This window comes from Flavipsychrobacter stenotrophus, from assembly GCF_002954265.1.
Taxonomy (GTDB): Bacteria; Bacteroidota; Bacteroidia; order Chitinophagales; family Chitinophagaceae; genus Flavipsychrobacter; species Flavipsychrobacter stenotrophus.
The window spans coordinates 887,574-904,678 of sequence record NZ_PPSL01000002.1 but is presented as its reverse complement, the minus strand read 5'-3'; the positions used below and the strand labels follow the sequence as shown (position 1 = coordinate 904,678).

Annotated in this window: 21 protein-coding genes; 12 read left to right on the top strand and 9 right to left on the bottom strand. The window is 42.6% G+C overall.

Features of this window, described 5'->3' with window-relative positions; all coding sequences use genetic code 11:
• The first annotated feature begins 535 nt into the window (after nt 1-535).
• A complete protein-coding gene (locus CJD36_RS09135; RefSeq protein WP_133162568.1) occupies nt 536-1,189 on the top strand; it encodes a hypothetical protein in 654 nt (217 codons plus the stop codon).
• 28 nt (nt 1,190-1,217) lie between these two features.
• Here CJD36_RS09135 and CJD36_RS09130 read toward each other — a convergent pair whose 3' ends face one another.
• A complete protein-coding gene (locus tag CJD36_RS09130) occupies nt 1,218-1,574 on the bottom strand; it encodes a helix-turn-helix domain-containing protein (protein ID WP_133162567.1) in 357 nt (118 codons plus the stop codon).
• A 38-nt stretch (nt 1,575-1,612) separates the two neighbouring features.
• On the opposite strand from CJD36_RS09130, the gene CJD36_RS09125 reads away from it, so the two are divergent.
• The 3 genes from CJD36_RS09125 (at nt 1,613) to CJD36_RS09115 (ending at nt 2,784) form a co-directional block, all read left to right on the top strand.
• Complete coding sequence (locus CJD36_RS09125; protein ID WP_105038822.1) at nt 1,613-2,146, top strand: magnesium chelatase subunit ChlI family protein; 534 nt, start codon at nt 1,613-1,615, stop codon at nt 2,144-2,146.
• A gap of 90 nt (nt 2,147-2,236) precedes the next feature.
• Nucleotides 2,237-2,488: a hypothetical protein gene (locus CJD36_RS09120; protein ID WP_133162566.1), complete on the top strand. Its 252-nt coding sequence runs from the start codon at nt 2,237-2,239 to the stop codon at nt 2,486-2,488.
• A complete protein-coding gene (locus CJD36_RS09115) occupies nt 2,485-2,784 on the top strand; it encodes a type II toxin-antitoxin system RelE/ParE family toxin (protein WP_105038820.1) in 300 nt (99 codons plus the stop codon). The genes CJD36_RS09120 and CJD36_RS09115 overlap by 4 nt, the downstream gene beginning before the upstream one ends.
• Before the next feature lie 44 nt (nt 2,785-2,828).
• Here the strand turns inward: CJD36_RS09115 and CJD36_RS09110 are convergent, their stop codons facing one another.
• Nucleotides 2,829-3,377: a GNAT family N-acetyltransferase gene (locus tag CJD36_RS09110; RefSeq protein WP_105038819.1), complete on the bottom strand. Its 549-nt coding sequence runs from the start codon at nt 3,375-3,377 to the stop codon at nt 2,829-2,831.
• Between the two features lie 635 nt (nt 3,378-4,012).
• Here CJD36_RS09110 and CJD36_RS09100 point away from each other — a divergent pair.
• Nucleotides 4,013-6,031: a hypothetical protein gene (locus CJD36_RS09100; protein ID WP_105038817.1), complete on the top strand. Its 2,019-nt coding sequence runs from the start codon at nt 4,013-4,015 to the stop codon at nt 6,029-6,031.
• Here CJD36_RS09100 and CJD36_RS09095 read toward each other — a convergent pair.
• A complete protein-coding gene (locus CJD36_RS09095; RefSeq protein ID WP_105038816.1) occupies nt 6,020-6,451 on the bottom strand; it encodes a DUF4345 domain-containing protein in 432 nt (143 codons plus the stop codon). The genes CJD36_RS09100 and CJD36_RS09095 overlap by 12 nt on opposite strands.
• A gap of 356 nt (nt 6,452-6,807) precedes the next feature.
• Between CJD36_RS09095 and CJD36_RS09090 the strand changes: the two genes are divergently transcribed.
• The 4 genes from CJD36_RS09090 (at nt 6,808) to CJD36_RS09075 (ending at nt 10,922) form a co-directional block, all read left to right on the top strand.
• Nucleotides 6,808-8,418 (top strand): sensor histidine kinase, encoded by a 1,611-nt coding sequence (locus tag CJD36_RS09090; protein ID WP_105038815.1) that lies wholly within the window; start codon nt 6,808-6,810, stop codon nt 8,416-8,418.
• 211 nt (nt 8,419-8,629) lie between these two features.
• The gene (locus CJD36_RS09085) at nt 8,630-9,745 is read left to right on the top strand and encodes a BatD family protein (RefSeq protein WP_105038814.1); all 1,116 of its coding nucleotides are present in this window, start codon (nt 8,630-8,632) and stop codon (nt 9,743-9,745) included.
• 91 nt (nt 9,746-9,836) lie between these two features.
• Complete coding sequence (locus CJD36_RS09080) at nt 9,837-10,625, top strand: TerC family protein (RefSeq protein ID WP_105038813.1); 789 nt, start codon at nt 9,837-9,839, stop codon at nt 10,623-10,625.
• 12 nt (nt 10,626-10,637) lie between these two features.
• Entirely contained in the window at nt 10,638-10,922 is a 285-nt protein-coding gene (locus CJD36_RS09075; RefSeq protein WP_105038812.1) for a hypothetical protein, read from the top strand.
• Nucleotide 10,923: 1 nt separating this feature from the next.
• On the opposite strand, the gene CJD36_RS09070 is transcribed toward CJD36_RS09075, so the two are convergent.
• The 3 genes from CJD36_RS09070 to CJD36_RS09060 all read right to left on the bottom strand — a co-directional run bounded on the left by CJD36_RS09070 (nt 10,924) and on the right by CJD36_RS09060 (nt 12,733).
• Complete coding sequence (locus CJD36_RS09070; RefSeq protein WP_105038811.1) at nt 10,924-11,505, bottom strand: DinB family protein; 582 nt, start codon at nt 11,503-11,505, stop codon at nt 10,924-10,926.
• 92 nt (nt 11,506-11,597) lie between these two features.
• A complete protein-coding gene (locus CJD36_RS09065) occupies nt 11,598-12,089 on the bottom strand; it encodes a DUF2004 domain-containing protein (RefSeq protein ID WP_105038810.1) in 492 nt (163 codons plus the stop codon).
• Nucleotides 12,090-12,151: 62 nt separating this feature from the next.
• Complete coding sequence (locus CJD36_RS09060; RefSeq protein WP_205685579.1) at nt 12,152-12,733, bottom strand: Crp/Fnr family transcriptional regulator; 582 nt, start codon at nt 12,731-12,733, stop codon at nt 12,152-12,154.
• Between the two features lie 161 nt (nt 12,734-12,894).
• Between CJD36_RS09060 and CJD36_RS09055 the strand changes: the two genes are divergently transcribed.
• Entirely contained in the window at nt 12,895-14,229 is a 1,335-nt protein-coding gene (locus tag CJD36_RS09055; RefSeq protein ID WP_161499258.1) for an NHL domain-containing protein, read from the top strand.
• 111 nt (nt 14,230-14,340) lie between these two features.
• On the opposite strand, the gene CJD36_RS23955 is transcribed toward CJD36_RS09055, so the two are convergent.
• Genes CJD36_RS23955 through CJD36_RS09040 form a run of 3 tightly spaced genes read right to left on the bottom strand, consistent with a single transcriptional unit; the run spans nt 14,341 to nt 16,211 of the window.
• Nucleotides 14,341-14,460, bottom strand: coding sequence for a type II toxin-antitoxin system HicA family toxin (locus tag CJD36_RS23955; protein WP_205685578.1), 120 nt, complete (start codon nt 14,458-14,460; stop codon nt 14,341-14,343).
• Nucleotides 14,457-14,666, bottom strand: a complete 210-nt coding sequence (locus CJD36_RS09045; protein WP_105038808.1) for a 2-oxoisovalerate dehydrogenase — start codon at nt 14,664-14,666, stop codon at nt 14,457-14,459. Before CJD36_RS09045 ends, CJD36_RS23955 begins: the two co-directional genes overlap by 4 nt.
• 48 nt (nt 14,667-14,714) lie before the next feature.
• On the bottom strand, nt 14,715-16,211 hold the full coding sequence (locus tag CJD36_RS09040; RefSeq protein ID WP_105038807.1) for a GH3 auxin-responsive promoter family protein: 1,497 nt from the start codon (nt 16,209-16,211) through the stop codon (nt 14,715-14,717).
• 258 nt (nt 16,212-16,469) lie between these two features.
• On the opposite strand from CJD36_RS09040, the gene rplU reads away from it, so the two are divergent.
• Together rplU and rpmA are read left to right on the top strand one after the other, a co-directional pair.
• Nucleotides 16,470-16,766 carry a 50S ribosomal protein L21 gene (gene rplU / locus CJD36_RS09035; protein ID WP_105038806.1) on the top strand — a complete coding sequence of 99 codons (297 nt, stop codon included), beginning with the start codon at nt 16,470-16,472 and terminating at the stop codon, nt 16,764-16,766.
• A gap of 39 nt (nt 16,767-16,805) precedes the next feature.
• Complete coding sequence (gene rpmA / locus CJD36_RS09030) at nt 16,806-17,075, top strand: 50S ribosomal protein L27 (RefSeq protein ID WP_105038805.1); 270 nt, start codon at nt 16,806-16,808, stop codon at nt 17,073-17,075.
• The last annotated feature ends 30 nt before the right edge of the window (nt 17,076-17,105 follow it).

Genomic DNA, 17,105 nt, shown 5'->3' with positions numbered 1-17,105 from the left:
TGAAGGAATGAAAACTCTGCTTTTTTGCAGTGTTTGAAATGAGAGAGAGTTAAAGCCTAAAGGATATGGAAGCACCCATGAAAGTCTTTGTGTGAGAAGCAAAAAGCATGACAAACCGATATTGCGTACATGGATTCCCAGCGATAGCGGGTATTTATGTGCTCAATAAAAACAATTTCTTGCCCTGTTCCTTTAAAAGATACATTCCAGGGCAAGTGATTGTTTTAGGTTTGGCGGGATTTTTGCCGAACGGAAAGACTGAATTCCATTTTACCAGCGGGCGGCTGGCTGTAGAGCGGTAGCGGCGCAGCCATCATGGATTAGCTTGTGCATTCCTTTGAAAAGATTTAGTTAGTTGTCATCAGATTTTAATAAAACAAGATTATTTGTGAGAGTAAACGGTCAATAGATAATGTTAGTACCTTTGCATTATTATTTGTGCTCTACTTTCTTTTATGTATCGGAGAGAACACAGGATAAATAAGTTCATTGAAATGCTGACAGTAATGTAATGGTTACCTTAAAACAGGATTTTATGTCGAAAGAACTAATTAAAATTTTTGTTAGCGGCTTTTTTGCTACCCTTGGTGGGCTATATGGGCAAGAAATGGAATCATTGAAGCCAATTACAATTCCATTATGTGCTGCAACAGGAGGGATATTCGGCATTTTATTATATGACATATTTTTTGTTTTAATATATGCAAAAATCGGGCGAAAAAAATTAAAATCACTTTTTGAAAATCACAGCGTCGCTATTTTCTTTTCGATTTTTGTTTTATTTCTTACATATTCATTCTATCAAGATACATACTCTCGGTTATTGTATTCTCAATATCCAAAAGCTTATACTACACTTTTAAATTATGGGATTTTTGTTGGAGTATCATCACTATGTTATATTTTATTGCAGTTAATGATTGGTTATTACAAAAATTTTATAATTGATATTATTTTTCTTCCATTTCTAATATTTTTTTTTACTATTATCAATACATTCATTGCATTGTTTTTTACTGTAATTTTGGCGAAGTATTGTCACATAGGTATTTTTTATGATTTAGCAGGTCAAATCAGTTCGCACGTTATTTTCTTATTATTTGTATTCGTTTCATTTTTTACAAATTGGTTTATATTTTCTCATTTCAATGAAATGAAAAAAATATTATTTGTTTTTAAGAGCAGATAAATATATGTGATTATTTTTAAAAGAGCCTTCAGGATGAAGGCTCTTTTTGATTTAATATATTTTCTAATATTTTTCGTTTGCTCGGGACGGGCTGTTTCTCGTTTTTCTCCCAAACACAAATACTACTCTCATCCAATCCCGACAATTCGGCAAATGCTCTCTGTGATAACCCATGCTCTATCCTATACATTTTCAACCTCCCGGTTAAGGTACTCGTGTCAGCGGGAAATGGGTTATATTCCAAAAACTGGATTATTCTCGGACAAAAAGTAATATGTGGTTCTCTCCCTCGCAAGTTCCAGTTAATGATATTCTCAGGGTCAACACCAATACGCCTTGCCATTTCATTTTGACTTATCTTTAGCTCAAATTGTTTCTTTTTCAAATGTTCACCCAACGTTTGCGGGTTTTCAATATTGTTAGATGGTAGCTTGTGCACTAACTCCACTCCGAAAGTACCCAACGCAGGTATGTCCATGTGGGTACTTTAATCACCCCGAAAAAGAATGTACCTGCTCGCCCATAATGGTGCAGCGTTACCTGAATAAGATCAGCGGACCGCTATTAGATCGCATAGACCTGCATGTGGAAGTAACACCCGTTGCTTTCTCTGAACTATCATCACAAAAAACATCGGACCCGAGCAATGATGTGCGTACCCGCGTTATTAATGCCAGGGAGATACAAGCCAAGCGATTTGCCGAACATCCGGGAGTATATGCCAATGCACAAATGGGTAGCAAACTGCTGAAAGAGATATGCCAGATAAGCCCTGTAGGTGCTAATCTCCTCAAGACCGCTATGGACCGCCTGAACCTCAGTGCCCGCGCTTATGATCGCATACTTAAGGTAAGCCGCACCATTGCCGACCTTGCTGAGAGCGAAGAGATACGTCCGGAACACCTGGCAGAAGCTATACAGTACAGGAGCCTGGATAGAGAGGGTTGGGGAGGGTAAGAGAAGAGTGAGAGTGGGAGCGGAGAGCGGTGTTAGGCAAGCGGTGCCGATTTTGTAGTGTTTTCGTAAATTTGAATAAATAGAATGGCAATGACAACGGCGGCGATGCGAGCAAAACTAAACGATTACATTTCTGTAGCTGATGACGACAAGATAAAGGCTATGTATGTACTGTTTAAGAACGACATCAATTCTGAGTTGGAATGGTGGCAGGATAAGCATCTGGTCAAAGAATTTGACGTGGACTACAAAAACTGGAAAGAAGGAAAAGTGAAGGGGCATTCTTTAGATGAAGTAAAGGCATCAATAAAGAAACTGCAGGTTAAACGAGATGCCAGATGATTTATAATGTTGTTTTTTCAGATAGGTCACGAAAAGAACTCGAAGAGTCATGGGCATGGTATGAAGAAAGGCAGTATGGACTTGGCGATCGCTTTAGCGAGGCTGTCATTAATGTTATTGAGCAAATCGAAACAGATCCTGATAAAGGATTGTCACGGAATACAAGATTCAGAGAAGCAATTGTAAAAACCTTTCCTTTTCTCGTCATTTACAGAGTTGACAAACAGGATAAAGTAATTTTTATACACTCTATTTTCCATTCAAATAGAAATCCTAGAGGAAAGTATAAAGTTTAAGCACAGACAAGCACCTGCCGGTCAAAGTGTGTACATGTTCTATACTAAAATTTCCCCACCCACTTATACCCCGTAGTCGGTTGCCCTTCAGTTCTCCAGTTGGGTTCAGCATCATAGTTGAAGGTTTCTATGTGGTTGAAGCCAAGTTTTTCCAGCACTCGTCTTGATGCGGCATTGTCTATATCGGTCATGGCGTAGATGTCTTTAAAGTTGAGGGTTTGAATGCCATAGTCGAGCGCGGCTTTACCGGCCTCAGTTGCATAGCCCATACCCCAGAATCGTCGGGCAAGTCTATAGCCGAAATCGTAAAAATTGCTGTGCTTGTTTATGGGGCCGGTCATATATTTAAAGCCCGTCCAGCCTGCAAAATCGTTTGTCGCCTTCTCTATTACCGCCCACCTGCCAATACCGAAATCTTCGTACTGCTGTCTTACCATACCTATCACCTCCTTTATGCGCGCCACATTTTTAACCGGCTCATTGCCTACGTATCTATGCACCTCCGGATCCGAGTCCATCTCAAACATACCCTCGCAGTCCGTCGCCAGTAGCGGCCTGATGATGAGCCTTTCGGTTTCAATAAATACGTTCATTGGTGCTATTTTTTTAAAAGTATGATTTTGTCAATAAATGCAACACACTTTCATTATAGTTATAGCTACGCCGTATGTAAGATCTTTGAAATTATTTTTCACTTCAAATAACACCACCTAAGTCGTTGACTCATCGGTAACTAATAATAGATGTCCACATTCTTGTGAATATCTTTATTTTATTACCTCATTTTACCTCATTAATTTGCACTCAGATCGGGCCAAAATCTGATCGATCTTTGACATTATAAACCCTATGAATAAGCAAACAACCATCGTAGCGGCTGAACATCTTCAGCCCTGCAACCAAACGTGAATGTGTAAACAAGTTTCGAGACCACTCCGAACAAAATGTGGAAGGAAAAGTGGAAGAAACCGGAAGAAAAGTGGAAGAAAGTGGAAGTTTTCGGAAGTTTGTTAAAATGCCTTCAAACCATTATCCATAAAGCATTCCAGATAAAATACACACAATAAAACTTCCGTAAATAAAGAAAAACTTCCACTTTTTTTCAACAGCCCAATAAAACCAAGTAGTTGGTCTTAAAGTCCAGGTCATTCTCCTTATTCTAAAATTCTGACCATTCTGATTCAGACAAATAGCCGCAACGACAAAATCCATCATTATCTTTATCACTATGAAGATCGCTTCATTTATCATTCCCCTGCTGCTGTTCTGTATGACAGGCTGTGCGCAAAAAGACACGCATAACTTTCATATGCCGGGCAAGATACCCATATATGGTAAGCTATGGTATCAGCAGACCAATGCAACCGGCAACCTGGAAATGCTCTTCGACAATAACCAGTTTCAAAAGCCCAATACCGGCTATAATAAACTGGTCGAGCACTACGATGCATGGTATCCGCTGCAAGATGGGGAACAGATGACCATAGACAGTATAATGATGTACTGCTGGCGCTGCATAGATGCGGCACACCCGCTTACTATATATGCGGTAATGCCCGACTGGACCAGAGTGCCTATAGCAGTTTTTAAAGGAGAGCGTGCCGCCACATGGGAGGGCCCTGATCCTGCTAAACCAGGTGTATTCGCTTTGGCTAAGCCGGTTTCCGGTATGCGATACCTCATCATTAATTCATGGGGCGAGTTCCCGGGTGAGATAGAGTTTTATGGCAAATACACATCTCCCGATAAAGTGGGTGTTGGACTTATAGACAAGCCTATACCGCTTAATAATTATTTTGGCATCAATGCCTTTGAGTGGAATTTCCAGAATAAGACCGATCCCGACAAAGCAGATGCATCGATGCTTGACCCAATAAAGAATTTCACCGGTGTACGGCATTACCTGGACTGGGGAAAACTGGAGGCAACAGAGGGCAACTATACGTACAACCCCGTGCATGATGGTGGCTGGAATTATGATGACATGTACCAATGGTGCAACGATCAGCATATCGAAGTTTTGGCTTGCCTTAAGACCATACCTAAGTGGATGGAAGATACTTACCCCGAGGGGCAGCGAAACTATGAGAATGTACCCGCGCGCTATGGCAAAGATCTTTCAGCACCTGCATCATACATAGAGCAGGCAAAGGTGGCCTTTCAGTTTGCAGCCCGGTATGGTGGCAATAAGAAGGTAGATGTGAGTTTGCTGAAAGTGGATAGCAAGCCACGGTGGAATGGCGAAAAGGTCAACACGGTAAAGGCCGGTCTTGGATTGATACATTACATAGAGTGTGATAACGAGCGCGACAAGTGGTGGAAGGGCCGTGCAGCCTACCAGACAGGTCGCGAATATGCCGCTAACCTTTCTGCTTTTTATGATGGTCATAAAGGTGCATTAGGCGCAGGTGCCGGGGTGAAAAATGCCGACCCCAATATGAAGGTGGTTATGGGCGGGCTTGCCGATCCATCTACCGGATATATAAAGGGCATGATAGACTGGTGCAAACAATATCGGGGGTACAAAGCAGATGGTTCTGTCGACCTGCCCTGGGATGTGATCAACTACCACTTCTATTCCAACGATGCCAATGGCGCCAACAACGATCAGCATATTGGTGTAGCCCCCGAGCAAACGATCACAGCTAAAACCGCAGATGAGTTTGTTACTTTTGCGCAAGTAGTCTGTAACGGTATGCCGGTGTGGGTAACTGAGGCTGGCTACGATGTTAACCCGCAAAGCGTGCAAAGAGCTGTTGCCACTAAGGATAAGAGTATACAGCTTACTCAGGCCGACTGGACACTGCGCACGTCCTTACTGTATGCCCGTTGTAAAGTAGATCGGGTGTTCTATTATGAGCTTTACGATGATGATGCTAAGAGTACAATTAAGTACGGCACATCGGGTCTTATCAATGACAACAGAACCAACAGGCCCGCTGCCGATTTTATGGCACAGGTCCACCGGTTCTTTGGCGCATACACCTACAAAGAGACTATTAGCCAGGATCCCATTGTTGACAAGTACACACTCGTTGCCGAAACGATGTACATGCTTGTAGTACCCGACGGTAAAGGCAGAACAGCCAACTACCAATTAGACCTTGGTAAAACAGACACTGCATATATCTATCAACCCATGCCGGGTAAAGAAATGAAGCTGACAAAGGTAAAAACAGCCAGAGGTAAAGTGCAGATCAATGTAACGGAAACACCCGTATTTGTAACAAATTATCTATTGAGGTGAACTTATGCTATCAGCGAATCTGCTTTTCGGTTTATACATCACCAGTAACGCCACCGAAATAACAAAGAAGAAAGATTCCATTTTCAAGCATTGAGTACCAAATGCACCCAGGCTGCCCTCTGTATAGATGGTGATAATGCGAGACAGCGCATAAAAACCCCAGAGCATGCAGAGGAATACCAGTCCCTTCTGAACGTCTTTTACCAACATATAGACAACACTTACTGTTATCGTCAACCCCACGCCGCCGTATATGCCTCTTATGGAACTGAATGCATCGGCATTACTCAGTTTTACCTGCACCAGATCCATTACTGCCTGCGGGCTGCATAACGCCATAACGCTTACATACAACAGGCTGAAAGCTGATAAGCCCATGAATATCCTTGCCGCGATCGTAACTACTTTTTGTTTGTTCATTTTGTTCGTTTTTTATAATGCAAAAGTGATGTAGCTAGGATAAACTAAACTTGGTAAATACCATGATTTTTTGGGTTGTCATTATTACCATTAGCCCTTATAGTGCAATTATGTACTTACCTCACTTTTTTGTTTTGTTTTTAAGTTGGTCATAAAGCATCCATAATAAACACTTTATATAGTGATATTTATATCGATGTTATTTTTCTTATTTTTCAATCATTCTCATTGCCATTTATTAACTATCGAATGACCATTTTTTATACTGTAAATGTGGGTAAAGACATAACTTAGGTTACCTAAAACGCGGAATGGCAGGCTGATCACCATAAAGCCAGGAGCGACTAACCGGCTTAATGAAGAAGACAAGAATAGGATCGTGGTTGAGAAATGTCTCGATCTCGAAGAAGTTATATTTTACCGTTGGCATCATGGCCTTGCTTATAGCTATTGAGCTAATGACCATGTTGTTTGCAATTAACACGCTATCGTCGGTAAGGGCATTGGTAGCTGCGGAAGGCCTTTGGTCTAAAGCTCAAAAGGATGCGGTCTACAACCTGCAGAAGTATGGCACCAGCTTCGATGAAAATGATTTCATTGCGTATCAAAATTTCCTGAAGGTAAACCTGGGCGACCGCAAGGCGAGGATGGAGCTGATGAAGGTGAACCCTGATATGGATGTAGCCTGGCGGGGATTTCTGGAAGGCAGGCTGCACCCCGAAGATATTGATGGAGCGATTCAATTATTAAGAAGGTTTCACAACATTTCTTACATAGCAAAGGCTACCTCAGTGTGGACCAAAGGGGACGAGCAGATATCTGTGATACAATCACTGGCAGATGAGCTGCATGCAGAGATAATGTCGGCCCACCCATCTAAGGATAAGATAAGCAGTATTCTCAAACAGATAGATATTGTCAATGCCGGGCTTACAACTATAGAAGACGAATTTTCTTACACGCTTGGGGATGGATCGCGGTGGCTTACCGATCTGATCCTCAGGTTATTATTTGGGTTGGTATTGACAGTAGAAATCACAGGATTGTCGGTTACTATATTTGTGAGCAGAGGAATAACTACGGGTTTGAAAGAGATCATCAGGTCATCTAAGAAAATTGCAGAGGGCGACTTTTCTACCCGCGCCAAGGTATTTTCGGGTGATGAGATAGGCTTACTGGCCAACTCATTTAATGATATGACGGACAGTCTGCAGAGCAGCATGAGTGATATGAAGCAAATGGAAACTGAGCGGATAAAGATAATTGATGATGTAGTACAGCGAAAGAACAACCTGGAGCAGTTTTCCTATATAGTGTCGCACAACCTCAGGTCGCCAATAGCTAACATAAAGGGCATAGCCAATGTGCTGCAGGCGGAAGGCCATTTTAATAATGATGAAAAAGAATTGATAGCAGGCCTATCGGTGGCTATAGAAAAGCTGGATGATGTAATACGGGATCTTAACGAGGTACTGAAGTTAAAGAATGAAGGAGTAGCTAAGCGGGAGCTGATCAACTTTTCAGAGATCCTATCGGACATCAAGTTGAGCAATGCAAACCTGATAAAGGAGGGGAAAGTGACCATCACCTACAACTTTTCTGCGGTGAACGAAATATTTACCGTAAAGGGGTATCTCTACAGTGTCTTCTTTAACCTTATTTCCAACAGCATAAAATACCAGCAACCCAATATACCTCCGGTAATAGAGATACAGACAAGAAGGACCAACGATAAGCTGGAGATCATTTTCAGAGACAATGGAATGGGTATAGACATGGGGCGGAAAGGAGATCAGGTATTTGGATTGTATAAACGCTTTCACACGCATGTAGAGGGTAAGGGTGTAGGGCTGTTTATGGTGAAGACACAGGTAGAGGCGCTTGGTGGAACAATATCAGTATCGAGCCAGGTAAACAGGGGGACACAATTTGTGATACAATTTAAAACCAACGAATTGCTGAGCTAGCAATTAAAGGCCATAGTGCAAGTGGGGCAATTTTGACATTAATTTACTGACATGTCGATGTATTTAATGTTCAAAGACTTTCCGCTGTTGTGGCTTTATCTGGAAACCGCGAAGCCGAAAATTAATACCGGGCAGTTGGATTTGCTTGACGAGTTGGAGCGTATATTGGCAACCTGAGTTATATCTTTGCAGTATAAAATTTGTCTTGCTGATGCGTGCTTTGCGGCTTATACTCATTTGTATCCTTTTAACCAACCTTGCTGTTGCCCAGCAGCTGATCACCTTTACCGCAAGTGTCAAGTACACTAAAATGGGGCTTGATGACCAGATAGATGTGACCTATTACTGTGAGGGTGATAGCGTAAACAATTTCGAGCCAGCACATTTCTCCAATTTTGAAATTGTTGATGGCCCGAGAAGTGCACAATCAACGCAACGCACAACAAAAAACGGCAAGCAAATCGAAAAGAAGGCGTTGATGATGTTCTATGTGCTGAAGCCGTTAGATACTGGGAGCTTAATTATTGAGCCGGCCACTATTTCACTCAACAATGGCAGTAAGGTGTTGTCTAATTCGCTCACCATTAAAGTGCTGCCTGGTAGTGTAACTAATATACTCAACGGTGGAAACCATAAAACACTGTTGGAGAGCAAACGTGAACTCGAGATAGCGATGTTTTCTTCCGGTTTTCCATTTGTTGTTTGCGCCGGGCCGGTATATCTCTTTGATAGTTCTTCAGTTGGGCATGTGCTATCGGTTATCAATGATAGCTTGCGGCCATTATTAAGAAAAAAACCAGCCAGCAAAGAACAGGGTATCTACTGGGTACATGACCTGCCAAGACTATATGTGTTTGTAAAAGATACAACAGGAATAAGAGACGCCATTGCTGCAGTCTATCCTAAAAATGATGGCGGGATATATCTCACCTCGATTACTGCGCCTACTTTCATGATGTTTACACTTGAGGCCGACTTCAACAATCGGTATGCCTACTACGAGGGCTTTGGTAACATAAAAAAATTGCTCAGCCAGCACGGTGCCGATACGGTGAATGACCGGAGAATAGTAACCAGTTGGTCGTTCAACAATACGGACAGCAGGGATCAATTCAAAAAGCAAGTTCGTAAAAAATATACAATTGAAGAGGAGTCGGACTTTAGCCCGAAAGGCGTATCAAATGTGACCTTTAAAACAATAACCATTTCGGCACCGGTAGAATTAGAAATTAGCGCTCTGAGGAAGATGGCAACAACGCTAATGAACTATTCGGATGCTAACCAGGGTTCGTTTTTAAAATTGGAAGTTGCCAGGTACACGCGATAACTCTTTGACAGTTAACTGGGTTGAGTTGTTCGGAAGAGCAGTAAGGAAAATGGGGTGCTGTTAACACATAAAATTTATAACCTTTGCACCAATGGACATATTACATACGCTATTGGGAGATGATATAAAAGCGGGGCTTTTGATCATTCTGAACCTGATAGTTATAGAAAGCCTGTTATCTGTAGATAATGCCGCGGTGCTGGCCACCATGGTACTGGACCTGCCCAAAGATCAACGCCGTAAGGCGCTGAAATACGGAATTATTGGCGCTTACGTTTTCAGGGGTATCTGCCTGTTCGTGGCATCGTGGCTGGTAAAGGTTTGGTTCTTAAAGCCGCTTGGCGGATTGTATCTGTGCTATCTGGCTTTCGATTTTTTTAGGAAGAAGTTTAGACACCTACCTGAAGAACATGAAGAAGTAGTTGACAAAGAGAGAAGTAAACTATATCGCTATACTGTAGGTGCTTTAGGCCCTTTCTGGGCTACAGTAGCACTGGTAGAGGTAATGGACCTGGCGTTCTCTATTGATAATGTATTTGCAGCGGTAGCTTTTACCGATCATCTGTTCCTTATTTATACAGGTGTGTTCATCGGCATACTGGCAATGAGATTTGTGGCACAGGGCTTTGTAAAGCTCATGGAGCAATTTCAGTTTCTGGAAACCATCGCATTTGTGGTGATAGGTGTATTGGGTATAAAGTTACTGGCGTCGCTATTTACTCATTTTTACCCCTCTTCGTCTGCAAACAAAATACTCGATAGTGAACGAACCGATATGTTCGTGTCTATCTTTACAGTGGCCATATTCCTTTTGCCGGTACTCAGCTCTTTGCTGTTCAACTACCCGGTAAGACACAAGGCTCATAAACACGAAGAATAATCAATTAAAACCATGATAGAAGAAACGTATAAGTATAGCCTGAAGATTATGTTGGAGAGTGGCATATGGGTATGCCACTGCGAAGAGAAGACCAATGACGGGGAGATATACTATGAAGTGATAGTGATAGCACCCGAAGCGGTATCGCCCGGCAGGCGACCATCAAAACCACTACCTATGAAATTCAACCGGCTGGAAATGGCATTTGAATTCCAGATGTGGCCCGATGAATATGAAGAGGATATAGAGGTGCTGGAAGAGCGGCTATCGGAAGCTATAGTGGAGCGGCTGCAGTAGATCACAGTTCAGCGATCACTCCATTGGCCTTCAGCGTATTGCTTATCTGCACAAAGTGGCGCTGCTGGTGCGCCACCAGGAATCTGAACGTATCGCCTAATCTTATTTTGATGAGTTTACTGATGCTGATGGGCACTTTCAACCGGGTCATGTTCACGTTTCTTGCTTCCTTTAGCAATTCCAGTAGTTTTTGTTGCCCCGCTATGAACTCATTGATGGCTTCCACGTTATTATAAGTGGAATCAGGTGTATGATCTTTTGGGGCTTTCATCATATTGTGTACCGCACCATCATTGCCGGGCAACATTGTTTTTGTAAAGTAGTTGCCGATCACACCTGCTTTAAATGATGCAGAGTAAGGTGCGTTTATACCCGCTTTTATTGCTCGTTCTATATGCTGCAGGTAATAGTTGTTGTAGCTGTTTAAGTGATAGAGCACCTGCATCACGCTCCATTTACCTGCAGCCGGTGATTTACTTAACGCATCAGAGTTTATCGATTGCAACCACGTTGCATTCTTAATCGTTTGTGCAACTGTCTTTTCCAGATTGTCGAGTAGCTCTATGCTTTTAAATGTAGGCATGTTCCTTTTTTTTGACAAAAGTACCTGCGTTGATAAAGATGATTGTTGGTAAATACCAAGATTACTCGGTGATGGATTCCATAGCGGCAGCTTTAGCTTTCCATGGTTATATGATTGAGTGTTTTATTGTCATTCAATATTACAACCAAAACATACTGAGATATTCTAAAATCAAGATTAAAATCAACGATTGCGAAGGAGGTCTTACTGTCAGGATAAAATCCTATTCTGTTTATTTTCGTAACAGATAATAATTGCTCTTCCATCGTTAGAAGTTTGTCCGCTTTACTTAGCAAGGCCGTTAGTGTTTGGTCGTCAAGCTCCTCCAAATGAAAATTCAGAAACTCTCTTACTTCACTGCCATTAGTAAAATCATGCTTTATAGCACTCCATGAGTCCGCTATTACCGCTTCAATATTTTTGAGAAAGTCGTTTAAACAAGCAATTCTGGATTGTTCAATGCTTTTTTGTTTGAAGTTGATATCGAGGTCCACTGTCTGATCTTTTACCTTTACTTGTAGTGAATAACGGTCCTCTAACTCGTTGGTATCTATCAGGCCAAAATAAGGTAGTTCTGAATGCATGTATTTGAAGAGTTGATTTTTGGTTAAATAAGGTGCGTAAATTTTTTGTACTTAGCATGGTGCTACAATCGCACACTACTCAGCAACTTGCTGAAATTGGTAGGGTCTACGCCAATATAGGATGCCAGGTATTTATGTGGTATGAGGTTCAGTACTTGCGGGCTGCGTTGAAGCAGAGCTTTAAATTTCTCTTCAGCCGTAAAAGCGATCAGCTCTATTTCTCTTTGCAGAGTGGCCGAGAGTACCTGTGTTACGGCTATGCGCACCCACGTTTCTATGCTGCGGTGTTTTGCAATTAGTGCAGAAAAATCGTGGTAGCTGATGCGCAATAACCTGCTGTCTGTAATGGACTCCAATTGGTAAAGAGAAGGAGATTGTAATAAGAAGCTGTCTACTATACCCGAGAAGGAATGAGGGTAAGAAAACACAATGGTCACCTCTTTACTATGATGCGCATAGAATGCACGTTGCACACCATCAAGTACCAGGTAGAGATACTTTTCCTTTTCGCCCATCATGGTCAGCGGCTGCTTCCTCTTTACAGTTACCTCCGTCCATGGCTGCATAAGATCATGCCATGCATCTTCATCTATAGGATGAAAAGCAAATACCTGTTTGCGCAATATTTCGGCGTACTGATGCAAGGGTGGTGTTTGTTACAATTATACGCAAAAGTGTGTAGAATTAGTTACTGCACGATTAACTACTGGATACAATCCATGTTTGTTATTTTTTAATATGAAAAATGTTGTTTAATTTTCCTTTTCTAAACACACACTATTTAATCACCTTACCTATTCAGGCGATGAAAGCATTCTTGTCCTTTTTTCTATTATTGATTTCGGCCGGCCTGCGGGCGCAGCATATAAATACCATGGCCGGAGATGGCACCGTTGGCTTTGGCGGAGATAACAACCCTGCTACAGCGGCCTCTATGAACGGCCCTTATGGTGTTGCCGTAGATGCGCTTGGTAATGTATATTTTGCCGACAGGGCAAACCACCGGGTAAGAAAAATAAATACAGCAGGTATTATAACAACAATAGGCGGCACTGGCCTGCCCGGTTTTAGCGGCGATAATGCGCCCGCTACTGATGCGCAGATTAATGATCCTAACGGTGTAGCGGTAGATGCGGGAGGCAATGTGTATGTAACGGACCGTGCTAATAATCGCGTACGAAGGATCAGCATAACAGGTGTCATAACCACAGTTGCAGGCAATGGATCTACTGTATTTAACGGAGATGGTATACCGGCAACAGATGCGTCTGTTATCTCTCCACGCGGGGTAGCTGTCGATGCAATAGGGAATATTTATATAGCCGACCAGGGCTATAACCGGGTGCGAAAAGTAAATCATTTGGGCATCATCTCTACTATCGCAGGAACAGGTGTAGCAGGCTTTTTTGGCGACAATGGCCCCGCTACCAATGCCCGACTGGCAGGTCCGTATTCTATAGCTATAGATGGTATGGGCAATGTGTTTGTAGCCGATGTAGACAATGAGCGTATACGCAGGATAAGTCCTACGGGGATTATTAAAACAGTGGCAGGCACCGGCACAGCCAGTTACAATGGCGACAGCATAGCGGCCACTGCGGCACACTTGTTTGAGCCTATTGGCGTAGCCGTAAACAGCACCGGCGACCTCTTCATTGCCGATGCCTGGAACCAGCGAGTGCGTAAGGTTACGCCAGCGGGTGTTATAACCACTGTGGCCGGAACTGGAGTAGCAGGGTTTTCCGGAGACGGTGGCAGCGCTGTAGCAGCGCAGTTTAAAAACATTTATGGCATTGCCATCAACAGCAATGGTAATATCATAGTGTCCGATAACGGCAATAACCGCATAAGATATTTACACACCCCCGTGGGTGTAGAGAATGTAGAGCCGGGAAAAGGCATCAATGTATATCCTAACCCTTCTGCGGATGGTAGGTTTAAGATAGATCTCAGCTCACTAAAAAGTGAGCAGGTGACAATAGTTGTTACTGATATGATGGGGAGGGAGGTTTATAAAGAATCTAGCATTGACGGTCAGCTGATGTATATCAATGCAGGTCTTGTTACGGGCATTTATATGGTGTCAGTAAGGGATGCAGTTAATATCTACAAGAGGCGGTTGTTTGTATCAGGCAAATAATTGCCTTGTTAATTCTTCTCTTGAGATATTGAAGTGCTCAGCTACCATCGCTAGAATAGCTGATAGAGTGCCAATTTTTAGTGGGTCGTGATTAGGGATAGTAATATGATGCTACCCGTTAGAGTTCGTTGTTAGTCTTATGTGGCTGCCTGATTGACGGGTTATTTGATAGCCTAATAGCTTCAGTCGTTGAATCAAATCTCGTCCACTAAGATCTCGAGGTATTTTCATGCGGCAAATACTTCATCTTTAACAAAGTGAAGTCGTATCATCCTTGGCTGAGCAATTTCATCCTCGTAATGGCAATGAACAGCATCTTTTACTGCAGCTCTTAATTCTTCTATTGTCTCCGCTTCGGTTACAATTGCAACGCCCATCCCTTTGGCTATATAGCCTCCCTCGTCACTTTCTTCTACTAAAAAAATTACTTCTTCCATATCCCACTGTTTCTACAAATTTAATTAATCTAGTTTATTTAACAATCCTTACATCACCCATTCCTGCAGCGCATCTGCCAGCTTGCGATCATTGCCCAGGCGAGGTACTTTGTTCTGGCCACCCAGCTTGCCTATAGAGCGCATGTAGTCTATAAAGGCATTCTTCTTCATTGGGCGGATCTTCAGTGTTTGCAGTATGTTGCCATTGATAAGATCGTCGTAGTAGATGTTCTTCTGGCGCAGGTTGTCATTCACTGCCATAGCAAAGCTCTCCAGGTCGGCGGGTGCCTGTTCAAATTCTACAAACCACTCGTGATAAGGCTTGCCCTCAGCTACCTGTATCATAGGGGCAATGGTAAACTCCGTTATGTGCACGCTAAACTGGTTAGCGGCCTGCATAATAGCATGCTCTACTTCCTCGCCTATTACATGCTCTCCGAATGCAGATATAAAATGTTTTACACGGCCTGTAACCACCAGCCTGTAAGGGTCGGTACTTATGAAGCGGACGGTATCGCCAATGTTATATGCCCACAGGCCTGCATTGCTGGTCACTATCAGTGCATAGTTCTCGCCCACCTTTACTTCGCCCAGCGATAGGCGGGTCGGGTTCTCATTGCCGATCTCGTTAGCAGGAATAAACTCGAAGAACATACCAGCATCGGTGTTTAGCAGTAAGCCTTCCTTGCCCGGCACATCCTGAAATGCGAAGAACCCTTCTGATGCGGGGAAGGTCTCTATCATATCCACATGTCCGCCCAGGCTATCCAGCAGCCTGGCTTTGTATGGTTCAAAGTTTACACCTCCATGTACAATTACCTGTAGCTGCGGAAACAGCTCTTTGATCTTCTTTCCTTCATTGCGCTCACTCAGCCAGTCGAAGTACATCTGCATCCATGGTGGTATACCACTTATCAGCGTCATATTCTCCGTCATGGTTTCGTTCACTATCTTGTCCAGCTTGGTCTCCCAGTCTTCTATGCAATTGGTTTCGAAGGTGGGCATCTGGTTGCTGCGCAGGTAGCGGGGTACAAAGTGATTAACAATGCCACTAAGCCTGCCTGTTGGTATGCCGCCCACACGCTCCATTTCGGGCGAACCTGAAAGGAAGATCATCTTGCCATCGGCAAATGAAGTGTTGCCGGTCTCTGCCATGTAGCAGAGCAGCGCATTGCGTGCGCCGTTTATGTGAAAGTGAATAGACTCTTTACTGATAGGTATGTACTTGGCACCACTGGTGGTGCCGCTTGTTTTAGCAAAATAAATGGGCTTGCCTTTCCACAAAATATTCAGCCCGCCACTTTTTATCTGGTCTATGTAAGGTATGAAAGCTTCGTAGTCGCGGATGGGTACAGCGCTCTTAAAATCTACATAATTCTTTACCTGCTCAAAGTTATGTTCCTTGCCAAACACTGTGCCTGCAGCGGTTTTTAGCAGGTATTGCAGTATGCGCTCCTGGTCTGCTACTGCGGTAAGCATGCTCTTACGCACACGCGAATGAACGATAGAGGCATAAGGTCTTGCAAGAAAAGATTTAATTTTCATTCACCAGGTGTATTATGTGTCAAAGTTATTATTAATTTAGTGGTAAGAAAGCATGATTAAAATAAGGGCTGAAGTATACCCGATAAAGGGGTTCAGTGATAGTAGTGATAAAAGTTTTTTGACATAGGGTAAGAGTGCTGATGCAAAGTTATTTGGAGGCAATACGACAAAACATACAGAAAAAACAGGGAATTTAACAAATTTTATTGTTTGAAATAAAAATGTGTATTACCTTTGCAAAAATATTTTAGGTTTATCATGTTTGTAATAGTAACTATAGCGGGTCAGCAATTTAAGGTAAAGCAGAATGACGAATTGTTTGTACACCGCCTCGCGGGTAACGCAGGAGACAAGGTTGAGTTTTCTGATGTTCTGATGGCAAGTGCCGATGGAAATATAACTTTTTCAAAAACTGCAAAAGTAACAGCTGAGATCATTGATCACCTGCAGGGTGACAAGGTGATAGTGTTTAAGAAGAAGCGTCGTAAAGGATATATGAAGAAGAATGGCCATCGCCAGGCTTTGACTAAGATCAAAATAAATGAAATTGCTTAATCCCTCAATTTTAATTAACAAATAAAGTAAGTACAAGAAATGGCACATAAAAAAGGTGAAGGTAGTGTAAGGAACGGACGCGATTCACACAGTAAAAGATTAGGAGTTAAAATATTTGGCGGACAGCCAGCGATCTCTGGTAACATCATTATCCGCCAGAGGGGTACAGAATATCATCCTGGATTGAATGTAGGATTAGGTAAAGATTTTACTATATTCGCATTGACCGATGGTATCGTTGAGTTTCGCAAGACCCGCAACAAAACATCAGTATCAGTAAGAGAATTATCCGAAGTCGCTGAGGCCTAACCCCCAACGCGATTTTGCCATATAAAGGTT